Origin of the sequence: Pengzhenrongella sp. (assembly GCF_036565025.1) — a bacterium.
In the GTDB taxonomy this organism is placed as follows: Bacteria; Actinomycetota; Actinomycetes; order Actinomycetales; family Cellulomonadaceae; genus Pengzhenrongella.
Genome location: NZ_DATCNW010000477.1, coordinates 1 through 10,888 on the forward strand (window position 1 = coordinate 1; position 10,888 = coordinate 10,888).

Consider the following 10,888-nt stretch of genomic DNA (forward strand, 5'->3'; position numbering starts at 1 on the left):
GGACAGCTCGTCGTCATCGACGACGACGCGATCGAGGCGTTCGCCGTTCCGGCCGGGGGCGGGCGGATCGTCGCCTCTCGCCTGCTGCTGCAATCGCTGCCACCGGCCGAGCGTCGCGCCGTCCTGACTCACGAGAGCGCCCACCTAGCGCATCATCACCACCTCTACCGGCTGGCGGCTGATCTCGCCGCGGCGGTCAACCCTCTGCTGCGCCCCGTGGCGCGAGGCGTCCACTACGCCAGCGAACGGTGGGCCGACGAGATCGCCGCCGCGACCGTCGGCGACCGAAAGACTGTGGCGGCGGCGCTGGCCCGCACCAGTCTGAACAGCCGAGCACGCTCGGGCGACCGCCGCGACACCTGCGCCCCAGCCGTGCTCGCGATCACCGGACCCACCACCGTGGCGCGCGTGCAGGCACTCCTGGAACCCGCCCCCCAGCCACGGCGCGGACTCGTGCTTGGCGTCCTCGCCCTGCTCGCGGCGACCCTGCTCGCGTCCGGGGAAATCCAGCACGACACCGAGCACCTGTTCGAACACGTCATGAGGACCAGCATCGCCCTGACTTCACCAGAGACCTGATACACCGGAGCAAGTATCTCCTCGGCTCTCGGCCGTGGAAGATCCGCTCGGGCACCTTCTCTGTGCGACCCCCTGATCGCCAAACGCATGATCTGACCTGCGCGTTCACTTTCGGAAAACGAACTATTCGCATTCTTCGAACCCCTGCCCCCCAGGCACCCCAGCCACGCTCAGACCCGGTGCCGACGAACGTCCGGTCGCACCCGCACCGAGGTCCGCACCAAGCTCGACGCACTGCGCGCGCAGCATGAGGCCGGCCACGACGTCGCCGAACGCTCCACGACGTTCGCTGACCTCGCACGCCAATTCTTCGACCCCGGCCTGACCGTGGAGCTCAGCGAGAACACCCGGGAGGAATACCAGGGAATCGTCGACCGCCACCTGCTCCCCGCCTTCGGTAACCGCAAGGTCGTCGCCCTGCGCCCCAACGACATCGAAGACGTCCTCCAGGCCATGGCGGCCCACGGATACTCGGCTCGCACCATGAGCCTGACGTTGAACATGGCCCGACGAATCCTGCGGTTCGGCGAACGGCGCGGCGTGGTCATCCGCAACGTCGCCGCGATCGTCGAGCCGGTACGCGGTCCCGTCCGCACCCGTGGGAGCATCACGCCCGACGAGGCCCGCGCGCTCCTGGCTGCGGCCCGCACCCACCGCCTCGCCGGCCTGTTCATCGTGTCCCTACTGCTTGGACTTCGCCCTGGCGAAGCCGCCGGACTGCAATGGGACGCCGTCGACCTGGACTCCACTCCCCCGACACTGACCGTGGAGCCGAGCCTGCGCCGCACTGCGGGAAAGACCCTGTCGCTCACGAAACCGAAAACCGCGTCCAATTGGCGCACCCTTGCACGGGTAGACCAGAAGCGATTCCAAGCGCGAGAGCGACTGGCTGCGGGCGAGAAGTGGTCGAACCCCGACAGGCTGGTGTTCACCACCAACGTCGGGAGCTCCCTGCACCCCTCGAACGTCCGACAAGCCCTGCAGATCGTCGCGACCAAGGCCGGGTTGGGGCACATGCACCCTCATCTACTCAGGCACGCCGCAGCGAGCCTCATGTCCGATGCCGGGGTACGACTCGAGGACATCGCGGACACGCTCGGCCACCGCTCGGTCACCATCACCGCCGACATCTACCGGGCGTGGGGAGCGCGAGAATGCGCTTTCGACCTGCGAAAATGGACTTGTCGAGGGTTCCATTTCGCCAGCGAGAAGCCGTGAGGGGGATCGCCCGGCGAGCTGGCCTGGCCCGGCTCGCCGACACCTGGCTGAGCGCGCCGATCGACAAGGGCGCCAATGCCTCGTTGAAGGTCTGCTCCCTCGTAGCGGGGATGGCAGCCGGAGCCGACAGCATCGACCCCGGCGTGCTGCGCCACGGCGCCATGGACCGGGTCCTGGGCGGGACTACGCAACCACGGTCCAGCCGAACAGCCAGTCCTGCGGTAACCAGCCGGTAACCAGCCCGCGCATATCAGCCTGACCGCGCGTCGCCAAGACACGCAGCGGGCCCGCCCAAGCACGCGAAGGCCGGCAACCGAATCGGCCTCCCGGAACCCATCCGGAAGGCCGATTCACCACGCCCTTGACAGAATGCGACTACATATCAGCCGTGCGGCCGATCCCAGCCGTCGCGCGCCGAGCCTCGCCCGAGCCCGTCGCGGGTCGTTCGCCCGCCTCGATCGTCGGCGACGTTGTCGTCGCGTCCCGGGGCGTTGGGGGCATCGGGGTCGATCTCGTCGGCCGTGCGCAATTGTTCGTTGAGCTCAGAGCGCTCTCCCCGCGCGTGCTCCGAACGCTCCCGAGCCCGCGTCTGCAGCCGCGCTGCATCAGCTGCGCTGGCGTCTGCCTCGGCCTGAGCCATCCTGGCAGCGGCATCCACCTTGGCCGCTTCGGCCTCGCGGCGCTGAATCCCTATCCGGTCGCTATCTGCTCGCTCGCGAATCTCACGGGCCACGGTGCGCTTCCTCTCGACCCGGCTCCGGCTCCGAGAGCGGATCAAGACCGTCGCCACGATCGCCACCAGCACAAAAACTGCCACGATGGTCCATATCACGGTTGCATTATCCACGTCGACCTCCAGAGGGTTGACCAACTGTTAGCTCGATTCAGCGCGTGAGCACTTGGTCACAAACCGAGATGCGCCCCATACGGAACGGCCACTCTACCGGGTTGCGACTTTCTGGAGCGCAGCCGAACACTTCGCTGCCCTGCGCAACTACATCGCCACCACCGCGAAAGACGATGTCGGTGGACTCGGCGCCCTCATTCAAATCACGGCCAGCAATCCCTGGCGACCCCAAGCCGTCTGACCAGCTACTCGCCAACGAAGGTCTCACACAGCCGGAGGCTTGCCGTGAAGGACAGTTCCGAGAGGACCCCCGGCGCACGCAACGCTCCACGTCCCACAATCGGCATCGCGGCGATACCTTCGCTCGCGATCGAGTTGAGCCTAGCCTGCTCATCCACGACCGACATGGCGTTGCGGGCTCGCGGCGGTGGGCTCACCTTGCTGGGCCCGTGCCCGGCGTTGCAGTTCCTACTCGAGACGTTCGGACCTGCCGTCGGGATCGAGTTTGTCGCCAGCGCGTGATCTTCCTCAGGTGAAGATGCTCACTCCGCCTGGGCCGACGAGCAGCCCGACGACAATGAGGACAGCGCCCCACAAAAGTTGTTTCCGCAGAATTGCGACGATGCCGGAAATGACCAAAATGACGGCGACGATCCACAAAAGTGTAACCAAGGAGCAACCTTCCATTGTTTCTACGGCGTGCCCCCTGTGACAGGAAACATACCGCATCGAGTCAGATCCCCGAATTCGGTCACGATCTCGCGCCGGGTTCGGACCGTCCGCCACGGGACCAGCTGCCCGTCATCGAACATGGACGGCGTCAACGGCCGGGTCCCGGTGCCGGTGAGGGCCTCGAGTCCGGTGACCTCGAAGTCGCCGTAGGGGATCGGGGTCGCCCGATGCGGGATGGGGAGTTGGTCTCGACCCCCGCGGTGGTGGCCCGGGCGTGGAAGGTGGGGTAGTCGAGTCGACCCTCACGTTGAGATGGGTCGCACCGTGGCGGAGCCGCTTATCGACCTCGTGCCGCAGCGCTTGCGTCTCCCCGCTCAAGACGTCGCTGGCACCAGCAGCGCCGGGGCTGCCAGCTCTTTTCCGAACTTGCAGCCACGGCTCATTGGTGACGCCGCTCCCGCCTCCCCCTGCTTGGAGGGAACGGCGAGCCGACCCGCGCGGAACGCTCGGTTCCACGCGCGGTCGGTGCGACGAACCTTAACTCATCCCGTCACTGCCTCTGGCCCGTGCATTGCGTTAGGCGCGTGCGAGGCACGTGGCCTGCCTCCAGACATCCGACGACGAGCGAGCACAAGGAGGGGACCGATCGACGCAAGCAAGGGCATGGCGGACGGGCTCCGCATCAGAAAGTTTGCGTTCTCATGGACGCCTTTTGCGGCGGGTGCCGAGCCCGTGCTACATCGCCCGGTACCGCGATTGGAGGATCGCGAACAGGCCGAACGCGACGAATCCCAGGGCCACCGCGGTGAGCAGAAACTTCCCGAACGGCTGAGCCAGGATCGTCTGCAGCGCGCCGTCCAGCCCCTGCGCCTTCTGGCGGTCGAGGGTCAATGCCACGTAGGTGAGCAGACCCCCAACCACGCCTAGCGCAATCCCCTTGGCGATGTATCCGACCTGACCCAGGCGCGCCACGCTCTCGCGGGTGCTCGGGGACATCGACGAAAAGTCGATCTCCTCGTCGAAGGACTTCCTCGCACCCTTGACCACCAAGGCCACGCCGACGACGACGATGATGAGCCCTGCGACCGCGACGATCGCCTGGCCGCCGGGCAACGCGAGCACGCCCGAGGTGGTCTTCTGCTGGGACTGCGCGCTCGACGAACCCGAGCCGAGCGCGACCGACGCCGCACTGGCCCCCAGCGCGGCGTAGATCGCGGCCTTGGCCCAGCTGGTGACCCGCTTGCGGACCCGCTTGGCGCCTCGGCGGTTGCGATATCCCCACATGGCCGCGCTGGCCTGCCAGAGCGCGAGCGCTACCAGCCCCACCGCAACCAACCAGAGCAGGATCCTGCCGAACGGCTGATCGGCCAGCGTACTCATTGCCCCGGAAGTGTCGGCACTGGTGGCCGCGGCGCCCCAGGCGATCTGCAGCGCCAGCCAACCGATCAGGAGGTGGACGATGGCGTAGGCGATCAACCCGACGCGGGCCATCGCCTCGAGCGGCGCACTGTCCCCGGCCTGTTCGGCCTTGCCACTGGCCTTCGTCGTCATCGCACGGTCCTCTGCCTCGGTACTGACACTGCATCACCAAACCTATCGCCGAAACGTCCAGGCGTGTCAGAGCCTGCCCCGGAGCCGGTCCCGCCAGGGGCGCCCGTCCGGGTCGTAGACGAGCCGGTACAACGGCTCCGCCCAGAGGCGTCGGACGGCCGAGATGTTGCCAGGCCGGTGCACGAGTACGCGTCCCGGCGGTTGCGGCCCCGAACCGCCGCCCTCGTGCCAGGCGCCGAGCGCCTCGGCCTGGTCCCGGAACGCCGCGAAGGCCTCGTCCGGGTCCAGCAGGTCAGCGACATCGTCCGCGTCGCGGTCGAGGTGCTCACGCCAAAGCCGAAGGCGCAGGTCCCGGGCAAAGGTCCGCGCCCCATCTCCGAGCCCTGCCGGATCGTGAGGTTCCCGCCGGTCCTTGCCTGAGTCGAGGACCGCGATCGACAGCTCGCTGTCGTGACTCCACGAGCGGCGGTTGAGGTTGTCCGAGCCCACCATCGCCCACACGTCGTCGATGACGACGACCTTGGCGTGCACGTACACCGGCGTGTTGGCGCGGTTCTCCAGCTCGTACACGGCGAACCGCTCGCCACCGGCGGCCGCACAGGCACGCATCAGGTCCTGCCGCGCGAGGACCGCGGGAACCCGGGTGGTCGGACCGTCGGTGTCGGGATGCCGCGGCACGACCACGATCACGTGCAGGTCGGGATTCATCCGCAGCGCCGCGGCGATCATGTTGGACACCGGGCGCGACCAGAGGTACTGGTCCTCCAGGTAGACGAGGCGGCGGGCTCGCGCGAACGCCTTCTTGTAGGCATGGGCGATGCTTCGCTCCCCGTGCGGGGCGAAGGGGTAGCGCCGAAAGCGTGCCGGGTAGGTGCGCAGGACCTGCACGGCGGCACCGCCCGGGCGGGCCGGGACGTCGGGCACCGGCATCGGCAGGACGCGCGCGGTCTTGACACGGTGGTGGTACACGCGGCCGTACAACGCGCGGACCGGGCTCGGCCGGTCGGGGACGTTGCTGTCGTACCAGCGCTCGCGAAATGTGTGCTCGAGGTCGTGGATCGCAGGCCCTCGCACCTCGGCCTGAATGTCGTGCCATGGCGGCCGGGATCCGTAGGCTTCGGGAAACTCCGCGACCTGGGGATCGCCGGCGTGCGTGGAGTCGTCGTTGCGGCCATAGCCGAGGTCGATTCCGCCGACGAACGCGACGTCGCGCGCCGGGGAATCCGGATGGCGGATCACGACAAGCTTCTGGTGGTGGGTGCCCAGTTGGCGGGTGCGTGCATCGAGGAAAACCTGCCCGCCGTCCGCACTGAGCTTCCGCACGAACTCGGCGTTGGCCTTCTCGGACTTCTGCATCAGTAGGGGGTGGGAGCGCCAGAGCAGGCCGAACACGCTGACGCCTCGGCGCGCCGCCCCGCCGAGAACGTCGCCGACCTCGGTTCCCGGACCGTCGAGGCGCTCGTCCATGTCGCCCCGGAAATCGAGGAAGTACACGTGGTCGCCCGCCTGGGTGGACGTCAGAGCGGCACACAACCGGGTGAAGTAGGTCCGCCCGTCCACCAGCGGTACGACCTGGTTCCCGGTGGTGAAGGCCCGCAGGTTCGTCGCCCGGTTCGCCCGCTCGTGCTCGCCAAGGAACCACGAGCGGATCGTCGGGTCCTCGGGCGCGGCCTGATCGAGCGGGTCACAGGGAGAGCCGGCCACTTCAGGACGCATGCATGAATTGTGGCACCCGGGATTCGCCTGGCTCGAACGTTGCAGACTCCGGTCTGTCCATTGTTGCCAGGTCTGCGCGACGTCCCGGAGCACCGCGTCGTCGCTGGATCGGGGGGTGAGAGCGGTGACCACGTCTTCCGGAACTACTTCGTGATCCAAAACCCCGGAGATGCTCGAACGGTACGAACGTTCCGTCACTCCAGCCGGGGGCCTTGACAGGCCCCCGGCGGCGCTTGTCGACCACGCAGGGCTCGAGCGAATCGGCGAACGGTGGGCGCTCACCCCCGATCACGCGCCGGCTTACGCGGGCCCGACGGTGGTCGTGGCGGGACGGCTGGACTCGACTGTCGGGTATGCCGCCGCTACCGACCTCGTCGACTGCTACCCGCACGCCTCGCTCGCCGTAGCCTCGGGCGGACGCCGGTCCCCCCGGGCCCCGGCGCGCAATCTTCGCCCCGATGACCCTGACGGGGCTGCCGTAACCGATCGCGTCGAGCCCAAACCTGAATCGCGCAGGCAGCGCCTCGTGGTCGACCACGTCGTCCACGTCGTCCACGTCGAGATAGAACTGCACCGCCGAGGACGAGGGTCGCCGGCCTTCGCGCTGGCGCCTGAGCTCCTTGAGGACTTCTGTCTGCGACGTTGGGATCTCCCCGAGAGGGGACCACCCCACGCCGAACCCGTCGTATTCGAGCGCTGGGGGCTCCTCGGCAACAGACATCCATACACGACGCGATCCCGCCACCTGCGAACTCCCGACTCGTCGACCGGCGCCCGCTGAACGCCGGCAGGTGTCATCGACCCAGACTCCTACGACGTCACGCCTGATACCGCCGAGCGGCTCGATGGGTCGGAGCGTGGGACGGCCTCGCCGTGCGGCACGCGCTTGGGTCGATGACGTGCTCTTCAAGCCTGGCGACGGGCTATTGGTGCGAAGATCGTGGTGTCGGAGATCTTGAGCACTCGCGGTAGGACGCGCCGTGACCGGCACACGCTCGATACGGGGGTTCGCGCCCCGGGACAGACTGGCGACCATGTTCGGCTATGACTGGGCTCATCCCTCGAACCGGGCGGCGCGCCGCGCGGCCAGGGAACTTGAGGATCTGTTCTTTTCCACGGAGGTCGTCGAGGACTTCCTCACCGAGATCGTCAACTCCGCCGTCGCCGTCGTCGGTGGTGATGTATCGGCCGCGGTCACGCTCTCGCGGAACGGCCGCCCGGCCACACTCGCTTACAGCGACGCACGAGCCGCCCGGTACGACCAGGCGCAGTACAGCCACCACGCGGGACCGTCCCTGACCGCGATGCGCGTCCGGGAGATCGTCCTGATCGAGGACCTCACCCGAGGCGAAACCTTCAGCGAGTACCGTCTCCGCGCTCTCGCTCTGGGGGTGCGGTCCGCGCTGTCGGTGCCGCTAGACGCCCGGAACCACTGCGTTGGCGTCCTGAACCTGTACTCCCGGCACGCGTACGCGTTCGGTCCCAGCGAGCAGAGCGAAGTGCGACGCTTCGCCGACGAGGTATCGAGGGTCCTGAGCCTGACCCTGCGCTTGGCCCACGACATTGAGATCACCGCACAACTGCGCGCCGCCGTAGCCTCACGAACCGTCATCGACCAGGCGATCGGGATCGTCATGAGCCAGTACCAGTGCGACCCCGATGTGGCATCCGCTCTGCTGGCTGCCGCTTCGCGGGACCGCAAGGTCACCCTCGGCGCCGTAGCCGCCGACATCACCACCGCGGTCAGCGAGAAGCCACCCACGAACGGGCACCACTTCCGGGTCTGAGCCTCCGCGAGACTCGAGCATCCAAAACGTGGACGCCACGAATCATGGACGGCGCGGAGGCCAAACCCTCCGACGTCAGCCCGCCCACCTCGGCGACGCTCACCAGCTTCGCGAATCCGGGTCGAGCTTCACCGAGATCGCCCAGGCCCTGGCCATCGGCACGTTCACAGTGCGCCGAGCCCTCATCTCCACCTCAGTACCCGACCCAGACCCCGACAACCAGGCGGCAGCGGCCAGCCCTCTGCGACCTGACCGCTCCAAGTAGCGCTGAAGAATCCGCGCAACCCAAGAGCCCGTTCGAGGCAGCGCGGTTCGTCACCAACACGGTGTCGCTGCACAGACATGCTGGTGAGGTGCGTCGATTCGCGGATTCGCGTCTGCCGACCTGGCAGCGTCGACCGGACTTCGGGAGGACACGTGAGACCGCGTTTCTCCCTCGTCGCGCCAGAACCGGGCCAGTTGTTGACAGTGCTCGGCTTCGATCCGCCCGGAGAGCACTCACCCGTACGAGGTTCCGAACCGGCTACGCGGTCGATCAGGTGGACGCCTTCCTCGAGCGGGCGGGCATCGCCCTGGATGAGCACCATCGCGGAGTGCGATGGTCGCTGACATTGGCGGTCCTCAACAAGAACTTCCAAGCCACGAAGTTCCGCAGCGGCCATGACCAGGCTGAGGTCGTCGACCTTGTCGACCAGATCGTGGCTGGTCTTCGGGCCTCACCAGCGCGCCAACAGGAGCCCGACCCCGCCCGTCCTCGTCAATTCATTGCTTCACGATGGCAGTCAACGACGACCGTGTTGTGGCGATAGGCAGGTCGTCGATGCATGACGCGCTCGTCGCCAGGACACGTGGTCAAAGCACTCCGGCACCAGGCCCTCAACCCTGACCGACGAGATGGCTATGCCTGCGGGGGTCGGCGCCGACGTTCATGGTGGGCCCCCACGGGTTCGCCGCAACACCCAGATCCTGGGACCGCTCAGGGGGAGAGCGGTGAGGTTGCCGATGGGGCCGCTACCGCCGTGCGAGGCCGTCGACACGTCTTCCGGTTCGATGTGGGAGCTCCCCGCCAGCGGTGACGCCGGAGAATCGTCCAGGTGTTGCACGCTGGAGGCCCTCGTCACCAGCGTGTAGGACGTGGTCGCGCCTGAGGGTCGTGGAATCCCTGAGAGCTCGACCGGGCGTTGCCGCCGGCGGGGAGGTCGTGGTCGACGCAGCGCATGTGACGGCGAGCTCGGTCTGGTCCGCCGAGCGGGCAGACCCGGGTGCCGCGATCATATGCCGCCTTCGCAGGCGATCCCGGCGGCTGCGGTGTGCGCGGAAGGGGGCATCGAGCGGTGCTCTCACCGTGGCGGACCAGCACCAGGATCCGGTTGTCCCACACGACTCACCTGCCTATGGTCAGTAAGGGCAGAAACCATCAGCCCAGGGCAGTCAGTCAGCCACGGCCCAGGGGCCGGTCTCGGCGGGATCCATCACCAGGTTCGCCAGTCTAGCCAGACCACGGTCTGGCGACAGCCCCGCACACCGGTTTGCCCGGGGTCGCGGTGGCGGTGGTCGAGATAATGGTCGGTGCGGTCGTGGCCGACCCCTCCGGGCATGAGCATCTCGTATATCAGACGCCGATCACCGGGCTTCTGGCGATGCTGGGCTCGGCCGTGTTGGCGTTCCTGGCCGGGGCGGAGATCGACCCGATCAGCCTGCGCAAGCACTGGAAACCCAGCGTCACGATCGGCCAGGCGTCGTTCCTGGCGCCGTTCGCGGAGGCCTTCGCCTTCAGCCTCCATGTGCTGGGCCGGGACCTGCATGCGGCGGAGATCTGTTGGATGGCGTTGGACAGTGGGCTGGTGACGTCCCGGCCGCAGGGTCGTGGTCGATGTTCTCTCTCGCCCGGCCCGAGCGGTCGGTGCTGCTGGCCCCTGCGGAGAGACTGGTCGCCGCGACAGGCGATGCCGTCGTTCAAAGTGTGTATCCCACCTGGGCTGGCTGAACCGAAAGCTACCCAGATACTCCCCCGAGACGGCGCGACTCCTCATCGGGTTCGCGAGCGGTCCGGGGGTTGGCTGTCCATGCGGCGGCAAGGAGCACGATCCGGGCGATGAGGTTGATCCAGATCAACAAGGTGACCAGCACCGCGAACGAGGCGAGCAGAGCATTGCTCCCCGCACTACTGGCCACGACGCCGGTGCCGAGGACCCGGACGGCGCCGATGCCCATTGCCGCGATCGCGGCACCGCGCCGCAGATCACGTCCGGACGGATGCAGGCCGGCCAGGACGACGACGACGAGGGCGAAGCTCGCTGCGTCCACGACGAAAGCGACTGCGATCCCGAGGATGCGGACGACAATGCCAGCGGTGTCGCTCAGGCCCACGAGCGCGAGTAGCCAGCCCGCGGCCGTCGTCACGGCGATGCTCAGCACAGCCGAGACGAGCACAGCCATTGCCATCCCGGCGAACCCGGCCAGTTCCCGAAGCTTGCCGTGGACGGCATTCCCGCCCGCGCCGCGCACGTCAAACATT

Annotated in this window: 10 protein-coding genes and 1 pseudogene; 6 read left to right on the top strand and 5 right to left on the bottom strand. The window is 67.8% G+C overall.

Annotated features, from left to right (window positions below; genetic code table 11):
* From VIM26_RS26885 to VIM26_RS26895, 3 genes and pseudogenes are all read left to right on the top strand, one after another.
* On the top strand, positions 1-579 hold a 579-nt coding region (locus tag VIM26_RS26885; RefSeq protein WP_331956406.1), incomplete at its 5' end, for a M48 family metalloprotease.
* Positions 580-813: 234 nt separating this feature from the next.
* Positions 814-1,797, top strand: coding sequence for a tyrosine-type recombinase/integrase (locus tag VIM26_RS26890; protein ID WP_331956414.1), 984 nt, complete (start codon positions 814-816; stop codon positions 1,795-1,797).
* Positions 1,794-1,970: pseudogene (locus VIM26_RS26895) on the top strand (IS1380 family transposase); the annotation flags it as partial. The gene VIM26_RS26890 and the pseudogene VIM26_RS26895, both read left to right, overlap by 4 nt.
* 209 nt (positions 1,971-2,179) lie before the next feature.
* On the opposite strand, the gene VIM26_RS26900 reads toward VIM26_RS26895, so the two are convergent.
* The 4 genes from VIM26_RS26900 to VIM26_RS26915 form a co-directional block, all read right to left on the bottom strand.
* Positions 2,180-2,668 carry a hypothetical protein gene (locus VIM26_RS26900; protein ID WP_331956407.1) on the bottom strand — a complete coding sequence of 163 codons (489 nt, stop codon included), beginning with the start codon at positions 2,666-2,668 and terminating at the stop codon, positions 2,180-2,182.
* Between the two features lie 504 nt (positions 2,669-3,172).
* Positions 3,173-3,373, bottom strand: a complete 201-nt coding sequence (locus tag VIM26_RS26905) for a GPGG-motif small membrane protein (protein WP_331956408.1) — start codon at positions 3,371-3,373, stop codon at positions 3,173-3,175.
* 678 nt (positions 3,374-4,051) lie between these two features.
* The gene (locus VIM26_RS26910) at positions 4,052-4,867 is read right to left on the bottom strand and encodes a DUF1206 domain-containing protein (protein WP_331956409.1); all 816 of its coding nucleotides are present in this window, start codon (positions 4,865-4,867) and stop codon (positions 4,052-4,054) included.
* Between the two features lie 66 nt (positions 4,868-4,933).
* Positions 4,934-6,583 (bottom strand): phospholipase D family protein, encoded by a 1,650-nt coding sequence (locus tag VIM26_RS26915; RefSeq protein WP_331956410.1) that lies wholly within the window; start codon positions 6,581-6,583, stop codon positions 4,934-4,936.
* A 1,034-nt stretch (positions 6,584-7,617) separates the two neighbouring features.
* Between VIM26_RS26915 and VIM26_RS26920 the strand changes: the two genes are divergently transcribed.
* The 3 genes from VIM26_RS26920 (at position 7,618) to VIM26_RS27270 (ending at position 10,469) form a co-directional block, all read left to right on the top strand.
* Positions 7,618-8,370 (top strand): GAF and ANTAR domain-containing protein, encoded by a 753-nt coding sequence (locus VIM26_RS26920; protein WP_331956411.1) that lies wholly within the window; start codon positions 7,618-7,620, stop codon positions 8,368-8,370.
* Positions 8,371-8,909: 539 nt separating this feature from the next.
* The gene (locus VIM26_RS26925) at positions 8,910-9,179 is read left to right on the top strand and encodes a hypothetical protein (protein WP_331956412.1); all 270 of its coding nucleotides are present in this window, start codon (positions 8,910-8,912) and stop codon (positions 9,177-9,179) included.
* 741 nt (positions 9,180-9,920) lie between these two features.
* Positions 9,921-10,469, top strand: coding sequence for a cation:proton antiporter (locus VIM26_RS27270; protein WP_414696599.1), 549 nt, complete (start codon positions 9,921-9,923; stop codon positions 10,467-10,469).
* Here VIM26_RS27270 and VIM26_RS26930 read toward each other — a convergent pair.
* A partial coding sequence (locus VIM26_RS26930) for a YhjD/YihY/BrkB family envelope integrity protein (RefSeq protein ID WP_331956413.1) occupies positions 10,366-10,888 on the bottom strand: 523 nt, incomplete at its 5' end. The genes VIM26_RS27270 and VIM26_RS26930 overlap by 104 nt on opposite strands.